Genomic DNA, 16,604 nt, shown 5'->3' on the forward strand with positions numbered 1-16,604 from the left:
TTATTGCGAATTAAAAAAAGAAGCTTTGGCTTCTTTTTTTGTACCTGCTTTTTGTTGAGCTATATCAAACCAATTGATTATTTACTGCTTCTGATTCGTTTTATCCCCCGTGCGGGTGATGCGAGCAAAAAACATCCAGCATATAACCTCAGTAACAGCTCATAAATGCACAAAAAAAATGAGAACAACCTGAGCTGTATTGTGTAGAGGATAGACAAGGAAGCATGTATGAAACGGCACCCCATAGCTGTCGCAGTAGGGTTAGGCACCTTATTGACGCTAGCGGCTTGCAATGACGATAACAATTCCAATGTCGAGCAGCCAACACCAGAGCCTACAACATCCATGAGCGTTAAAGCGATAGATGGATATCTCCATAACGCGTTTGTTTGGTTGGATATAGATAAAGACTACCAGTTTGATCAAGGTACTGAGCCTAGTGGCCGAAGTGAAAACGGCATCGCAGCGTTGGATGTTAGTGGTGTCGAAAACCCGCAGTTGTATCCGGTAGTGGTAAAAGCGATAGAGAAGGAAACCATCGACCTTGATAACCCTGATGTGACGGTATCGAAGAGCTTTGTGATGTCGGCACCGAGTGGTAGCACCGTGGTATCGCCGCTTACGACGATGGTTGACTTTAAGATGCGCCAAGAAGGGCTTTCACAAGATGAAGCGAAGGCGGATGTGGCGCAGATGTTTGGTGTCGAGCCAGAGTTGTTAGACAGAGATTATGAAGACAAAGAGGCTGTTGGCGCTAGTGTTGCTGTTAAGTTAGTTAAACAATCCGCTAAATCCATTGTGACCGCGGGTGTATTGCCTGAATCTGAAGAAGAGCTGGATGAAAATAGTATTGATGCCATTGTTGCCGAGGCGATAGAGGACGGCAATCAGGTCGGTAATGCTTTGATAACCGACCGTGGTGAAGAACTCCCTGATGATTATGATTTTGAACGTGTAGTTAGTGAAGAGAATAAAACCGTCGAGGCTGATACAGACAGTGACGGTGTCACTGATTCAGAGGATGACTTCCCGAAAAACAGCGCTGAATGGGAAGATTTAGACGGTGATGGCCATGGTGACAACCTAGCCGATAAGTTCCCCAACAATAAAGATGAATGGGAGGATAAAGACGGCGATGGATACGGCGATAATCTCGCAGACAAGTTCCCTGATGACAAAACCGAGTGGGCTGACTTTGATTTAGATAAAATCGGGGATAACAGTGATCCCGATGATGATAACGACAACGTTGACGACCATCTTGATGCCTTTCCTTTCGATAAGAGTGAATGGCTTGATACCGATGACGACAAAATAGGGAATAATGCCGACCCAGATGATGACGGTGATGAAGTTAATGATGAAGATGATGCATTCCCTTTGGATAGCACTGAATGGCTAGACAGCGATTCAGATAAAGTTGGCGACAATAGCGATATCTACCCTTATGATCCTGAAAAGTCAGTGGCAGATGTAGTCACGCATTACGTATATACCTCGCCTATGTTCATCGATATCTTGATGGATGTGAGGACTCTTGATGTTGTTCACGACATAACCGTAGAAACGTTGAATAACACGGATATTCGCAAGACTGAAACTATTGCCTATACCGACTCCGAGTCAGGCACTCTGTTCGGCGAATGGGAGAGCCATGCGACTTATAAAGAGGATGGGAGCTTTGAACGTCATAGCTTCGGTTATTACGATTACAATCTAGACGGTAATATCCAATATGAAAGCCAATGGTTAGATATTGGGACATATTCTGAAAGTCAGGAAAGCTTCTGGCGCTATATTGATGAATCAGATGCTACTTCAGAAGGTGGCAGCAACGGTGTTAACCGAATATTTGATGACATCGATATAGCTTCTAACGTTGCCCTTGAAAAACTCGACGGTATTGATGCTGTGCAATACCTGACTGTCTCTACTTCAGGTCCGCAAGACGTTGTTACTACGGAAACAACACTCGAACAGTATGATTTAACAAATTGGGTATTTGGCGATAAAGATGGTGAGCTTAACTATAGTGCACAATCGACCTCAACGGCTAGCAGTGGGGTAGTCGTCGATTATCAAGATACTCGTGACTGGCAAGCAAATGGGGTTATCAACACTTTAATTGGCTTCTCGGTGCTCAATGAACAGCAATATACCTTCAGCCACTTCCGACCTATATGGGCAGCACCGCAACAGCCATATTTTGAAGAATATGCCCAATATAGTTTTGTACCCGATAAAGCCGATATCTTAGGGAACTATTGGTATGAAGTAACAACTGAATACGATCTTGCTGCTAACACTGAGGTTGTAAAAGGTTATCGTTACCTATTATCCGGCAGTGAAGGAAAACTGATAGACGAAGCTAATCCTTATGGGGTGAGGTTTAACTCCTTCAGTTTGACAAAAACAGCAATAACAGAATCAGAATACAATGAATCTGTTAGCTGGAATCACACGCCTGTCTCGGATGAGTATTTTGATTCTGCTGAAAACAATTTTACTGCTCAGCAGCCTGACGTTGGTCAAGACTACAAAGTCTTTATCAAGGGCGACAACGGCTTGTGGGTAGGTCATCGCTTTGCTGAATGGGGAAGCCTGCAAGTTACCGATTTAGCCAGCCAAGTAGAAACCTTGCGTAACGGTGGTTACGGGTTCGATGAAATAGACGAAACGCTTCTTCCTGGGCTGAGTAACTACAATGGCATGCTGTTAGATAAATCATTCCAGTATGACGCGTCAGGCGCTCCAAGGCAGTGGTATGTTGTGACGAGTAATGACCTGCTGACGCCAAATCCAGATGGGGAATATCAACTTGCCTCGCTTCAGCTTGTCCACGATGGTATTCAGCCAAACTGGCGGGTAGATGATACGCAAAGCGGCACGCTGGTGATTTCTGTTCCTCATACAGATAACCCGTGGAATTGGTTCAATGCGTATTGGCGGGCAATGGTTAATGCTGATGAAATCGATTTGGTTTCAGGCGCATGGAAAAGCTGGCTGGGTGAGTTTTATCTTACCCAAGACGAAGCGGAAATGGCGATCACCCAACACGGTCGGATCTGTAATCTAGGTAATACCGAGTGGGATGCTGCTGGACCGATAGGTAAGCCGCAATATAGTGATTATGCCGATATTCTTGAACAGTGTGTTTATGTGCAAACGACTGAGATTGATATAGCCGGTCAGTCATATTATTTGTTTAACGGTCAAGAGCTACAGCAATGGCACTTTGATGAGCAAGGCAACGGTAAGGTTGTGTTTGGCGATGATAGCGCAGCAGACTTCACTTGGCAGGTAAATAGTGATGGTGTTATTGAGATCACCTACGACTGGGGACCTGTTGATTACTTCGCGATTACAGGCAGTGATGATCAATATGTTGGGTTGAAAATATATAGCCAGTGGGACGAAGATGGCGAGGATCGTTTCAATATCTGGGCGGCAAGGGTAACGACCTATCCGCCAATGATAACGAGTTGTCCGGTAGACCAACAGGGGGCAACTCTGGAAGATTTCTATCAGGCTATAGAAACCTGCGGCGGATATAATGCTATCGAGGATGATTTCAATAATACACTAGCAGGCATGACCTATGTTCGAGTGAGAAGTGATGGCGATACACGCGCTTATCAGTTCCAAGAAAACGGCCAATTTAATTGGATCCGAGCTGGTGATTGGCGCTCAGCAGAAGGAACGTTTTGGGATATCACCAATGAAGGCTTCCTGAAAATTGTATCAGACGAGGGAAATGCCGATGAGTTCATGCTGTTGGCCCATCAACAATTCTACGACAATCAAAGTAGCTTTGTTGTGTATGAACAATATCTAGAAGACGATGAACTTCAACGTGATATTTGGAGCTTCGTTTTCCGGGAATATGAACAAGGTCAGCCACTTTCAATGTGCGAAAAAGGTGATACCCCATGGAATGATGCAGAGGATCAGCCTGCCAGTTATGCGACCGAACAGGATTATCAGGACGCGGTACAGCAATGCCTTGTATGGACAGATAACCGGATGCTGAAATTTACCGAAGATATGCTGATTGGTAAGAATGCTGATGAGGAGACTATTTGGCGTATAACAACGGATGAAGATGGGGAAACGATCCGCTTTAGCCCAGACCATACCGGTGCATTCATTGATCCAGAAGATGGTGATTTCCCATTTGATTGGCAACTGGTCGATGGACAAGTACGTATCACCATTACTCACCAGGACTATATTGGTTCGTCTGAGATACTAGCGATCACTGAATCTGATGGTATTCAGTTTGTCATCAAGTCATTCTGGATAGATACCTCTGGTGAGTGGATTAACCCACCACCAGTAGAAGGTGAAGGGGAGATTTTGGGGTATATATTAGAGCTTGAAAGTAAATAGTAATTGAAATGGGAGCCACAAGGCTCCCATCTTTATTTGATACTTATATAAGCCATAAAATTTTTATGTAGTTACTTCTTTAGGCTGTTAGTTCTTTGGGAGAAGTTTTAAAGATATTGAATACTTCACCACCGAAGTCCTTCACGTGATCCAAAGCCCACTTGTACACCAGATATAACTTCGTGAGGGTAATAAAGACTAAGTAAGCTTTACCGTAAAGTGTAGTTAGAAAATACTTAATTTTACTCCAAAGACTTTTCACTTTACTTGCAACCTCGTTGTTTATCGGACGAGATGAAGTGTAGGAAAAATCAACTAAAACAATTTATCAATTCGTGCCACTGATTATCGAAAAGTGTAGTGATAAATTAATGTTTGTATTTGATTTTATCTTATATGATTGGTTTTATTCAGTTATTTCTCATTGGGTATGATTGTTTTTTCATAAGAGATAACCTGGTCTTTGCCATGACGCTTAGCGTAAGCCAATGCGAGGTCGGCTTGGTGTAATACGGTTGCGGGTGAAGTCGCGGCGTCAATAAGGGTATTAACACCAATACTGATAGTGAAATTGATATGGCCTTCTGGGATACGGATATCTAACTTACTGACACGTCTGCGTAATCGTTCAGCCAGTAGCAATGCATATTGGTGTGATGTGTGGGGAAGAAGAATGATAAACTCTTCGCCGCCCCAACGACCAATAAAGTCAGCTTGGCGGATACTTGATTTGCAGCATTGTGAAAATAGACGTATGACCTCATCACCGGCTTGGTGGCCATAGCTGTCGTTGATCAGCTTGAAGTCGTCGATATCAATATACAGGCATGAGACTGGATAGTTGAACTTTTGAGCTTTTGCTAATTCGCTGCTCAATATAGACTCAAATCGATTGCGGTTGGTGAGCCCCGAAAGAGAGTCAATTGATGCTTGCTGTTCAAGTTGGTAAAAGTCGTTGTATTTTTCGGTGATATCAATGATCGCCAATTGAATCGCCATTTCACCTTTCCATTGCACAATAGACTCAGCAGCCAAAACGTGAGCCACTTTGCCAGAAGGTTTGGTGACTTTGAAAGTTTGTACCCGAGGTCGTGCTGAACCGGCCATCAAACGGTGATAATGTGCCAGGGCTAGCTCTGGGTTGATATCGACGATTAAACTCAGCAGGTTAGGTAGAGACATGTTGTCAGGTACTTCACCTATACCAATAATGTTGCATAGGTTCTCATCGACATAAAGGATTTTGAATTCGTCATGGATCAATATGCCGAAATCTGAGGCAAAAGTGTTATCAGGGTCAAGATGGATCTGAGGAAATTCAATCATCTAAGTTACTACTACCGTATACATCCATGGTAAGACCTAAATGGGCCAATAACTGCTTTGAGAAAAAGCATCAATACAGACAATATGTGATATTGATTCCAATATTTCAAGCTAAATTGCATTTCATAAGCAAGTTAATTCAGATAATCAGAGCTTTATCATCTTTTGTATAGTGAAGTATCGCATAAATGCGAGATTGTGCCTCGCAAAGGGCTGAGGAAAGCTGTTATTGCTTTTGAAGTGGGTAAAGCCTTGATATTGGTTACCGTACCTTGGTTTCTGCTTCTGGTAGCAAAGATGGCATTCTTTACACTTCCTTGTGTTGTTGGAAAGCACTATCAGGAATCCCCTCAATACAAGGCAGTACAAAGTAGTACATCATTGGTATTGAGTCATCGTGATTTGGTTCTTACTCTCTTAAAAAATGCTGTTTTATTTTTGGTGTGTAATGACTTTAATACGCGAAGCTTTTAGTACTTATAAAAATACTTGTCGTAATAAACCTAAGTGTATTGCTAAATACATATTGCGGGGGGTGATTCATCACAAGCCGTTGAAGCTTTTAAATGACAACTTCAGACATGGCGAAAGAGCACAAGTTTTTCGCAACCAGCCTGAATTTGCGCTAAAGGCAATGAGACCGTATTTAAGAACGGAGCTTAATCGCATACAAGCTGTTCAAGTTGTTATCAATCACCATGATTGGATAGACTCGAATATTAAACAAGAAGCTAGACACATCATTTATCAGAATGGCTTAACACTCCATACATTCAATGTTGATGAAGAAAATTATTCGATAAAATTACTCTTTTTAGATAACTACCGTCGAGAGGGTGAGCTTACGTTAGCATTGTGCGACAGCAGTGGAAATCGGCGCTATGTGATTACATTTACTGTACACGAAGGTAATGCCTACATCGGTGGTGTGCAAGGGAGTGTTGACAAGGATAATTTTAGTAAGCGATTCACCAAAACGGTTTATGGTATTCGTCCAAAAGCGTTTGTGGTGGAAGCATTAAGAGTTGTGCTGAACTATTTTAGTATCAATAATTTGTACGCAGTAAAGAATTCAGCCCATGTGTATTCAGATACACGCTATAAGAAAAAGCTAAATTTCAACTATGATCAGCTTTGGCAAGAGCAAAGTGGTGCTGACTTTAATGAATGGTATTATCAATTGCCATTGCATAGTGAAAGAAAAGAGATAGAGTCAGTAAAAAGGCCAAAACGCAAGATGTACAGGGAAAGATATTGTTGGCTTGATAATCTCAATAATGACTTAATTAAAGAGTTAGATAACATTTCTATACGCTAAGTAACTATTAGCCGAGTTTTGTAATTTAGATTCCAACCAAACCTAAAGTTACGATTGACAAATCGCAACTTTAGGTTTTCTTTATAACTAAATCATGAGTCTTGTTGGTGAATATCTGTTTTGCTATCCAAAGCTTTTATGTATCTACGTTTTTTCTTTATTGATACATTCCTCAAAATGGCGCTGAGCTTGATCGAGCTCAGCCATAAAGAAATCGATATTATCGTGATTTCCCACTAAAATGGCTTCATATAGTTTGTTTCTACAATCAATAAGTTTATCTTTCGCCTCTCTTTTTGCAAAGAGATTGCGTAAGCTGTCCGCTTGATCCATAAATCAACCTCGTATCGCAAATAACTTATGATCAGTACGTCTGCGGATACCTCTAACGGTACAATACAGCGATATAGCGCCTTTATGAAAATGATAGCATATCAAAGGGGGTGTGCCAGCGATATCACGTGACTGTCATCACGGTTTTACTATTGGTGATTCGAATCTGGAATATTGAGTTGCGCTAGGTGTATTGTATGTTTTGATATTGTTGGAAAATTTTATTTGGGATGGTAATGGATAAGCTTACTTTTGAAGCAAAAGTCGATTGGACTAAAGGGAAAGAGGAGCAATTTGTTGATAACAATTTCAGCAGGGCACACCTTTGGCATTTTGATGGTGGCTTGAGTGTGCCTGCATCATCATCCCATCACATCATTCCTATTCCACTCTCCAACCCGGACAATATCGATCCTGAACAAGCTTTTATTGCGGCTGTATCGAGTTGTCATATGATGGCACTTCTTACTATAGCCTCAAAGCGAAAGTATGTAGTTGAAAGTTATAGTGACAAAGCAATTGGTATTCTAGAAAGGGATAATTCAGGGAGGTCATCAATAACGAAAGTGACGCTCCGGCCTGTTATTCGATTCTCTGGCGCGAACGTACCCTCAAAGGATAACTTACGGAAACTACATAAAGTGGCTCACGATAACTGCTTCATTGCGAACTCAGTTAAGGCTGAGATCACCGTAGATATTTTGTAAGGGCAACTCTTGAGTGGGTCAACTGTGTTATATGCTAACAGTGTTAGTTGAAGATGCCGCCTTTGGTGGGTGGCGGCATTGGTAGGAGTCACGTATCAGTGAAGTGGTTTCTTCGGACCGTTACGAACAAGATCCTTGCCATTTTCATAAACTTCGTCAGTGACCCAGCGGCCCATCAGGAGTTGATGGTTATCATCAAGGACAGCGACAAAGTGGCGGCCATCGGCATTGTTGGTGGCAAGGGCAATGCCAGCGACATTGGTTAGACCCAAACCACCGTTTTCAACGGAAATAAGGAATGCTTCTAGCTCAGCCAAGGTGGTGATAACGTCATTTTCATTGATCATAATATTTATCTTTACTGAAAGTTTGTTGATGCATTTTACAGAGGATAGAGGAGAAATTGAATTTAGGTTGATTTGGTTGCTTATTTTTAATTCGACTTGAAATCAATCAATAAGCTTTTCATAACGGCGGTCTTGCTGCATTGCTCAAATCCTGTACAGTATTTGTTATGAATGTACTCAAGAAGTATATGCAGTAACAATTTGCCATCAGTTAAATCAGTACGGACATTTACGGAAAGGAGCACCGATTTAATGGAAAAGAATACGTATGCGGTGATAGGCTCTGGTGCTATTGGAGGCTATTACGGGGCTAGGCTCCATCATAGTGGTCACAATGTGCACTTTCTTTTCAATACTGATTACCAGTTTGTTTGCGAAAACGGCCTGAAAGTGGACTCGCATTATGGTGATTTTTCGATATCAGCCGATCAGCTTAATGCCTATGATTCGAGTCAATCTATACCGAAAGTTGATGTTGTGCTCGTCGCTTTGAAAACGACACAAAACGGCCTTTTAGAAACACTGATACGACCGCTACTCAAGCCGAAAACACTGGTTGTGCTGCTACAGAATGGGATAGGCGCTGAGCAGGATCTCTCTGCAAAGCTTGGGCTGAAACATATCGCTGGTGGTTTATGTTTTATTTGTTCCAACAAAATAGGCCCTGGTCATATCAATCATATCGATTACGGGCGTCTGACCCTTGGGGTTTATGGTGAGTCTGGCTTGCCAGCTCTCAATGATGTTGCGAATGATTTTAGAGAAAGTGGCGTTGAAGTCGATGTTGAAAACAGTATTATGGATGCCCGTTGGAAAAAGCTACTCTGGAATGTGCCTTTCAACGGCCTATCCTCAGTATTAGATACCGATACCGCCCAGATGATGAGCTGTCCTGAAATGGCGCAATTGGCAAAAGCGATAATGCTTGAAGTAAGGCAAGCCGCACAAGCAACAGGATCCGAACTCGAACTGTCTTTAATCGACACTATGCTGACCAACACGGCAAAGATGAAGCCTTACCTGACTAGTATGCTGTTAGACAAGCGCAATAACCGCGAAATGGAGCTGCAGTATATGTACAAGAATGTCTTGGATATCGCGGCCGAGAAGGGCGTTGCAATGCCCAAAACGGAAGCCCTTTACCAGCAACTGTCCTTTATAAACCGCCTAGACGTTAGGTAGATAGACGTGAGATAGATAGAAGTAAGGTAGAAAATTGATTTATATGCTGCGCAGTGGGTAAGTGTCTTGTCTGACTATAAAAACATGTTGTGGGCTGGTAGACTGCGTATCCAATTTTCTACTGTGATAGTTAATAATCATGACTTTTGCTTCACTGCAGCTAAACAAGCCGGTATTGGGTGCACTGCCAAGCCAGCTTACCAAACCAACCGACATTCAACGCCTTGCAATCCCTTCTATCCTCAAGGGTGGCGATTTGTTGGCACTGGCACAAACCGGAAGCGGTAAAACCTATGCTTTCGGCCTGCCTATGTTGCAGCGAGTGAATACCGAGCTCAAACAGGTTCAGGGTTTGGTCTTGGTGCCAACCCGTGAGCTCGCCTCCCAGGTGACTGATTCCTTGAAAAGTGTTGGCGTTAAGTTGGGTATACAGGTAGCCATGCTATGCGGTGGTGTAACTCCTGAGTACCAACAAGCAGAGATAGAGCAGGGTGCGCAAGTTGTCGTAGCGACGCCAGGGCGTTTGCTGGACTTTCTCAACAAAGGACTGATTTCGCTAAAATCCCTATCACAGTTTGTTCTTGATGAGGCAGACCGCCTTTTGGAGATGGGGTTTTGGCCTGATGTTCAGAAGATCTTTTCTTTCGCTCCGGCTGCGAGGCAGACCTTGCTGTTCTCAGCAACCCTGCCCGAAACGTTAGAGAAAGCTGCATTAGGTTTAATGTACAAACCTGAGCGTGTTACGGCAAACCAGCAAAATAGTGTGGTTGAAGAGATACATGAGCAGCTTTACTTGGTCAATAAAGGTAGCAAGCCTCAAGCTTTGATTGCCTTGTTGAAAGAAAATAACTGGCCGCAAGTATTGGTCTTTGTTGGAGAAAAGAAAGCTGCCGACAATCTGACAAAACGTCTGTCAAAAGCCGGAATCAGTGTAGATGCACTGCATGGTGATAAAGAGCAAGTTACACGAGAGCAGAGCTTGGCAGACTTTAAAGCACAAAAAACGCAGGTGCTAATCACCACTGATTTGCTATCGCGAGGCATCCATGTTGATGCGCTGCCAGTTGTGATCAACGCTGATCTTCCTGAAAACGCCGCTGTGTATGTTCACCGAGTAGGGCGAACAGCTCGCGCAGGTAATAAGGGGCTTGCTATATCCTTGGTATGTCACGGTGAATCGCTAGCCCTGAATGCTATCCGCCAGCTTACCGGAAGGCCGATGGAAACGACAGAGCTTAAAGGCTTCCCTGTAACGGACAAACCTGCAGATCCCACATCAAACACAGAACGTAAACGGCCACCACGCGATAAAAAAGCAAACCGCCGTAGCCAGGCTAAGCGTAGTATTAAGCAGTTCAAACCCAAAAGTAAAACGAGCTAATTTTCTTATCAGTTAAATAATTGATTTCAGCTATTCCATTTAGGAAAGTTAGCCAAATCCTTGCTACTGAGTAGTCAGTGGTTAGATAATCAGCCGGACAACTCAGGAGACAGGAATGGAACAGATTTACTTTGCTGGTGGCTGCCTTTGGGGTGTTCAGGAGTTTATGAAGCACCTACCCGGTGTGATTGCTACCGAGGCCGGCCGAGCAAATGGCACCACACATACAACACAAAGTGATTACGACGGTTACGCCGAATGCGTTCAGATCCAGTTTGACGCCAAGGTTGTGAGCATTGAGCAGTTAATGGACTACTTGTTCGAGATTATTGATCCCTACAGTATAAACAAGCAGGGTGAGGATGTCGGTCAAAAGTACCGTACAGGCGTGTATAGCAAAGACCCGGCACATCTTCTGTTAGCCCAAGAGTATATTAATGCTCGCGAAGATAAAGACCGTATCGCTGTCGAAGTGCTACCTTTGACCAATTATGTCAAGAGCGATGAAGAGCACCAGGATAGATTGACGCGTTTTCCTAACGACTATTGCCACATTCCGCTGGATTTACTGCACAAATACAAGAATGCAAAATGAAAAACCCGAGCCAATCTGATTGGCTCGGGCTTATTGTTTAAGGTCTATGTAGTTTAAGGCTTATGTTGTTATTCGCCTATGATAGCTACTCGCAAAGATCCAATTCGTTATGGATCAGCACCACACATTGAGAAGCGAAGATCATTTTTGGCCCTAAGCTGATCTTCTGGGTGCCGAGGCGTTCCAAGCTTTTGAATGTTTTCTTAGGCATTGGAATGTGGTCGGTCAATAGGAAACAGGAGTTGCCGCTGAACTCTTGTTCGCGGATTGAAGCCCCTTTCTTGTCCATCATGTATAGCTGGTAATCTTCAGCTAGATCTTTCACAAGCTTTTCGAAGCTGAGCGTGCGTACGGTAATACCAGGCTCGACTTGGCGTTCTTGCTCTTTGCTCATCCCACGTGATGTATCGAGTGCTTTAGCCACTTTGCTTAGCAGTGCTTGCTCATGGAAACCACCGATATTGGTCATTTCATTGGCAACAAACGTCACGGTACGGGAGAAGTCCTGTGTGCTTTCCAGTACCAGGTGAACAATTACATCTTCACGGTGTGATTGCGCCACAAAGATTGAATTCATTAGGGTGTGGGCCAAAATTTCGGTGTGAGCTTCTTGGCCAACTGAAGCCAGTAGTAGCTGGCTGTCGGTAGGAGCGGATCGGGCTCGTAATACAAAGGCGCGCATTGAAGAATGTCCTACAGAAAAAATTTACTTTGAAACAGGGCTCTGATTACTAGTCGAGAATTCCCGGCAATCAGAGGTGCAAGATTATCGCACCTTTGCTGTGAGATGTAACTGAAATAATGCCTAGCGTGGACCTTATCTGCCATTGATACCGTAATAAGGATCACCCGGTGAGTATAAGTGCGGCAACAGTCGCACTGAGGATTATTGTTTTAGTTGGTTTCAGGCGATGTATTGAGTGACGTTATTGTGTATCGGGTTAAGGCATACAATAATGTTATTTCGCTAATATTCAGGAAAAAGTTGTGCGCTTATGTCAAAATGCGCCGTCTCCACCAAGAAATCTGTAATGTAATGAACTATCAAGCTGCTATTTTCGATATGGATGGTTTGCTTCTCGATACGGAACGCGTCTGTATGCGTATCTTTAAAGAAGCATGTGAGGTACAAAACCTTCCATTTCATGAAGATGTTTACCTTTCTATCATCGGTCGTAATGCGGCGGGAATCGAGGTGATTTTCCGCAAAGCCTATGGCGATGATTTAGACCGTCTGCATAACGAGTGGCGTACTCGTTACACAGCAGTGGTAAAGCATCAAGCAATCCCGGTTAAAGAGGGAGTGATAGAGCTATTGGAGTGGCTTAAATCGCAAGGAACGCCGATTGCTATCGCGACGTCTACCGCCAAAGATGTTGCCAAAACAAAGTTAGAACTAGCGGGTATTGCCAAGTACTTTGATAACCTCACTACGGGGTGTGAAGTGGCTAACGGTAAGCCTCACCCAGAGATTTACCAACTTGCGGCCAGTCGGCTTAATGTAGAGCCTGAGCACTGTTTAGCTTTTGAAGACTCAAATAATGGTGTTCGCGCAGCCGTTGCTGCGAAAATGAAAACCTACCAAATTCCTGATTTGGTCGAGCCTTGCAATGAAGTGCGCCAGTTTGGACATGCTATTGCCCCTTCGCTATGCGATGTGCTAGCGGAATTAAAATCGGCATAGTCCTAAGCCCTAAACCCAAAAAGCCTCTGTTTAAATAGAGGCTTTTTTTGCTCGGGGACCTTAATCATAGTTCGATAACGGAGGCTGGGGCAGTTAAGCTGTTTTTTCCGTCATTCAAATTTCAACTAGGCAAACAGGCGCGTCAACGCTGCACTGGTAGCCTGTTGGGATGATTTCTCCCGTTTCCTGGTTACGATGATAACTCACGATGTTGTTCGAATGCTGGTTGGCAACGATAAGCCATCGACCATCTTCGGACAGGGTAAAATCTCTTGGAAATTGTCCATGGCAATCATAGGCATTGAGATGCTTTGGTTGCTTGCCAGAGATATCAAAGGCACTGATTTTGTTCTGTGCTCGGCAGGAAACATACAGGTATTTCTCATCCTCAGAGAGGCGAATAGATGATGCCGCTTCACCACTTTCCACACCCGGTAATAGCTCACATTGTTCCGTTACCTGCCAACTATCGCCTTGCCTGTCTATAGTGATAAGCGTTTCAGAGAGCTCACACACTACGTAAGCGCGACTTTCATTGTGGTTAAATACCATGTGGCGAGGCCCAGAACCAGCTGGCATGGCAAGGCTTTGAACTAATTGGAAGGAGTGCTTGTTGTCGTATTGGTAAAACCGAATCCGATCAGAGCCGAGATCAACAACGGCCAGTTGATTAGAATGTGCTAAGAAGGTGACCTGATGAGCATGAGGGGCTGTCTGCCGGTCAGTATTTGGCCCACAGCCATCCTCGTATAAATTTTCAATAGCCTGTAGGGGCCTTCCGCGATCATCGAGCAGATAAACAGACACATTTCCTGAGCCGTAGTTTGCAACAGCAAGGTAGGGTGCTTTGGTATCTAGATGACATGGGTAATCACCTGCGATAGGTAAGAAAGCATTGCCGAGTTCTGACGAAAACTGAAGTGCCGCACCTTCTTCTTGAGATATTTCACTAAAGCTATAGAGGCCATTAGCCGTGGTGGCTAGGTAAGAAGGATTTCGAAGCGAGGTTAAATTGTCACAGCGGGTGAGTTCGCCCGATGCAGGGTCTAACTTAATCTGGGCAATACCAGTACTGGTACTTGGTGCATCGGTATAGGTGCCGACATAAAAGTGCAGATGATTGTGAGTTGTCATGAACAGCCTTGAAAAACAACTAAAAAACTGCCCATACCATGCCTTTTGACCACGTCAACAGCAATGAGTTTAAGGCTTAATAGCGCCAAAATGTGAAGCAGTTGACTGGTTTGGCTGCAAATATTGTTTGTTGCTTCAATTGAGATTGATTTGAATAGGGCAATTTTGTACAAAATTCACAAAGGTCGTTAAGCTAGACTGGCATCACAGGAAAAGTGAGTGAGCAATGTCAGAGAAAACAAAGAAATTCAAAGAGGATGCGAGTTTCTCAATCGCCGATGAACTGGGCGGCCTTGAATTATTGCAGGCAAAATACAAGCGCCAGAATTTTTCACGCCACAGTCATGAAGGTTACACCATCGGGGTGATAGAAAAGGGGGCACAGCGTTTTTACCGCACCGGTGGCAACCATGTTGCGCCCAAAGATCATATCATCTTGGTCAATGCCGATGAGGTACACACCGGCCATGCTGCAACTGAAGGAGGGTGGGAATACAGGGCGATGTACCCGCTGCCAGAACAGTTTGCCGCGATGACAGAGGGGATAGGTCCCCATCCGTCAGTGCCGTACTTTCCTGAGCCCGTGGTACATGACCCCGAAGTTGCGCAGCAGCTACGTTTGGTCTTTTCTACCCTAGAAAACTCTGACAATCGTCTATTACGTGAAACCCTAGTCTATGGTGCGCTGGTTAAGCTAATGGCTAGGCACAGCAAAACCCGCAGTGAGTTTGAACCGCGGACTCGTGGTCAGAAGCAAGTGCTGTTGGTGAAAACGTTTCTTGATGATTTTCCTCAAGCAGATGTGTCATTGGAAGAGCTCGCTTCTTTAGCTGGCTATAGCCCATATTATTTAGTTCGGGCATTTCAAAAAGAGTTTGGTCTTCCACCCCATGCATACCAGATCCAAAGTCGCTTACGCTATGCTAGGAAGCTGCTGAAATCAGGACATTCAATTTCAGATGCCGCACAGGAAGCGGGTTTTCATGATCAGAGTCACTTCCATCGCCATTTCAAGCGTGCGATGGGCATAACCCCCAAGCAATTCACCAGCTCGGCAAATTAGCGGTGAGTCGGGCAATTTTGTACAAGTATTGATTACGTTTTTTTGGCGATATAAAGACATGATTTCGAAACAAAGAAGAAAGAGACATGGTGGATACAACGTTAGTGGATGATTTAGCCCAAAATCGAAGATCGCATTTATTTGGTCAGGGAGCTGTGGCCATGTTGCCACTGAGCATTGCGGTAATTCCATGGGGACTATTGGCAGGGTCTTTTGCAATTGATGCCGGACTGAACCCTTGGGAAAGCCAAGCGATGTCAGCCATTTTATTTGCGGGATCGGCGCAACTAGTGGCGACAGGCATGTTCAAGGCTGGCGCTGGCCTGCTTACCATGATGCTGGCGACGTTCTTTATTACCTCACGGCACTTTCTCTACAGCGTATCGATGCGAGAGAAAATCAGCCCGTTGCCATTGCGATGGCGTTTGGGGCTGGGTTTTCTTTTAACCGATGAGTTATTTGCCATTTGCGGCCAGCAATCAATAAAGCAATTTAACCGTTGGTATGCGTTAGGTGCGGGTTTGAGTTTTTATTTGGCGTGGAATGCGGCAACGCTGGTTGGGATTGTCGCTGGCAGTTATATCCCAGCGCTGAATGAGCTAGGACTCGAGTTTGCTGTTGCTGCAACGTTTATTGCCTTGGTGATACCGCATGTCATTAACCTTCCAGTGGTTTTCGCAGTATTGATTGCTTTAGGCTTATCAATCACCTTGAACTATTTCGATATTGGTGGGGCATTAATGATCGCAAGTCTGGGCGGCATGCTAGCTGGCTACTTTGCGGAAAAATGGCGAGGAGAGAAGGGATGATTATTTTATCGATTTTAGTGCTGACGTCGCTGGTATTTTTGAGTCGTTATTTGTTCCTAGAGCCTAAACTGCCACTCAAAATTAATCCTGAATTGCAGCGTTTGCTGAAATACTCAAGCCCAGCAGTACTGACAGCGATTTGGGCACCCATCGTGTTTATGCCCGAAGGGGAAGGGTTGTGGCTTACTTTTGATAATCCGTATCTGTTATCTGCAATACTGGCCGCAATCCTTGCCTGGAGAACAAAAAATGTACTGCTGACCACTGTTGTGAGTATGGTTGTGTTTCTGATATTGAACTTGCTGGTGTTTTAGCCTGCAAATACCGGAAATTAGC

The 16,604-nt window shown here is 44.1% G+C and carries 15 protein-coding genes; 10 read left to right on the plus strand and 5 right to left on the minus strand.

Annotated features, from left to right (window positions below; all coding sequences use genetic code 11):
• Positions 1-228 precede the first annotated feature (228 nt).
• Positions 229-4,389, plus strand: a complete 4,161-nt coding sequence (locus R2X38_RS00080; RefSeq protein WP_317519933.1) for a hypothetical protein — start codon at positions 229-231, stop codon at positions 4,387-4,389.
• Between the two features lie 414 nt (positions 4,390-4,803).
• Here the strand turns inward: R2X38_RS00080 and R2X38_RS00085 are convergent, their stop codons facing one another.
• Positions 4,804-5,715: a sensor domain-containing diguanylate cyclase gene (locus tag R2X38_RS00085; protein WP_317519934.1), complete on the minus strand. Its 912-nt coding sequence runs from the start codon at positions 5,713-5,715 to the stop codon at positions 4,804-4,806.
• 448 nt (positions 5,716-6,163) lie between these two features.
• On the opposite strand from R2X38_RS00085, the gene R2X38_RS00090 reads away from it, so the two are divergent.
• Entirely contained in the window at positions 6,164-7,033 is an 870-nt protein-coding gene (locus tag R2X38_RS00090) for a VirK/YbjX family protein (protein ID WP_317519935.1), read from the plus strand.
• Positions 7,034-7,177: 144 nt separating this feature from the next.
• Here the strand turns inward: R2X38_RS00090 and R2X38_RS00095 are convergent, their stop codons facing one another.
• A complete protein-coding gene (locus R2X38_RS00095) occupies positions 7,178-7,366 on the minus strand; it encodes a hypothetical protein (RefSeq protein ID WP_317519936.1) in 189 nt (62 codons plus the stop codon).
• A 236-nt stretch (positions 7,367-7,602) separates the two neighbouring features.
• On the opposite strand from R2X38_RS00095, the gene R2X38_RS00100 reads away from it, so the two are divergent.
• Positions 7,603-8,073: an OsmC family protein gene (locus R2X38_RS00100; protein WP_317519937.1), complete on the plus strand. Its 471-nt coding sequence runs from the start codon at positions 7,603-7,605 to the stop codon at positions 8,071-8,073.
• 95 nt (positions 8,074-8,168) lie between these two features.
• Here R2X38_RS00100 and R2X38_RS00105 read toward each other — a convergent pair whose 3' ends face one another.
• Positions 8,169-8,420, minus strand: coding sequence for a hypothetical protein (locus tag R2X38_RS00105; RefSeq protein ID WP_317519938.1), 252 nt, complete (start codon positions 8,418-8,420; stop codon positions 8,169-8,171).
• A gap of 252 nt (positions 8,421-8,672) precedes the next feature.
• Here R2X38_RS00105 and R2X38_RS00110 point away from each other — a divergent pair, with 252 nt between their 5' ends.
• The 3 genes from R2X38_RS00110 (at position 8,673) to R2X38_RS00120 (ending at position 11,578) form a co-directional block, all read left to right on the plus strand.
• On the plus strand, positions 8,673-9,602 hold the full coding sequence (locus R2X38_RS00110) for a putative 2-dehydropantoate 2-reductase (RefSeq protein ID WP_317519939.1): 930 nt from the start codon (positions 8,673-8,675) through the stop codon (positions 9,600-9,602).
• A 139-nt stretch (positions 9,603-9,741) separates the two neighbouring features.
• Positions 9,742-10,983: a DEAD/DEAH box helicase gene (locus R2X38_RS00115; RefSeq protein ID WP_317519940.1), complete on the plus strand. Its 1,242-nt coding sequence runs from the start codon at positions 9,742-9,744 to the stop codon at positions 10,981-10,983.
• A 115-nt stretch (positions 10,984-11,098) separates the two neighbouring features.
• Positions 11,099-11,578 carry a peptide-methionine (S)-S-oxide reductase gene (locus tag R2X38_RS00120; protein WP_317519941.1) on the plus strand — a complete coding sequence of 160 codons (480 nt, stop codon included), beginning with the start codon at positions 11,099-11,101 and terminating at the stop codon, positions 11,576-11,578.
• Positions 11,579-11,663: 85 nt separating this feature from the next.
• On the opposite strand, the gene trmY is transcribed toward R2X38_RS00120, so the two are convergent.
• Positions 11,664-12,260 carry a tRNA (pseudouridine(54)-N(1))-methyltransferase TrmY gene (gene trmY / locus R2X38_RS00125; RefSeq protein WP_317519942.1) on the minus strand — a complete coding sequence of 199 codons (597 nt, stop codon included), beginning with the start codon at positions 12,258-12,260 and terminating at the stop codon, positions 11,664-11,666.
• 354 nt (positions 12,261-12,614) lie between these two features.
• On the opposite strand from trmY, the gene R2X38_RS00130 reads away from it, so the two are divergent.
• Positions 12,615-13,262: an HAD family phosphatase gene (locus tag R2X38_RS00130; protein WP_317519943.1), complete on the plus strand. Its 648-nt coding sequence runs from the start codon at positions 12,615-12,617 to the stop codon at positions 13,260-13,262.
• 114 nt (positions 13,263-13,376) lie between these two features.
• Here the strand turns inward: R2X38_RS00130 and R2X38_RS00135 are convergent, their stop codons facing one another.
• Complete coding sequence (locus tag R2X38_RS00135; RefSeq protein ID WP_317519944.1) at positions 13,377-14,396, minus strand: lactonase family protein; 1,020 nt, start codon at positions 14,394-14,396, stop codon at positions 13,377-13,379.
• A 226-nt stretch (positions 14,397-14,622) separates the two neighbouring features.
• Here R2X38_RS00135 and R2X38_RS00140 point away from each other — a divergent pair, with 226 nt between their 5' ends.
• From R2X38_RS00140 to R2X38_RS00150, 3 genes are all read left to right on the plus strand, one after another.
• Complete coding sequence (locus tag R2X38_RS00140) at positions 14,623-15,459, plus strand: AraC family transcriptional regulator (protein WP_317519946.1); 837 nt, start codon at positions 14,623-14,625, stop codon at positions 15,457-15,459.
• A gap of 86 nt (positions 15,460-15,545) precedes the next feature.
• Complete coding sequence (locus R2X38_RS00145) at positions 15,546-16,268, plus strand: AzlC family ABC transporter permease (protein WP_317519947.1); 723 nt, start codon at positions 15,546-15,548, stop codon at positions 16,266-16,268.
• Complete coding sequence (locus tag R2X38_RS00150; RefSeq protein ID WP_317519948.1) at positions 16,265-16,582, plus strand: AzlD domain-containing protein; 318 nt, start codon at positions 16,265-16,267, stop codon at positions 16,580-16,582. The genes R2X38_RS00145 and R2X38_RS00150 overlap by 4 nt, the downstream gene beginning before the upstream one ends.
• Positions 16,583-16,604 lie beyond the last annotated feature (22 nt).

The organism is Photobacterium rosenbergii (genome assembly GCF_033022775.1).
Lineage (GTDB): Bacteria > Pseudomonadota > Gammaproteobacteria > Enterobacterales > Vibrionaceae > Photobacterium > Photobacterium rosenbergii_A.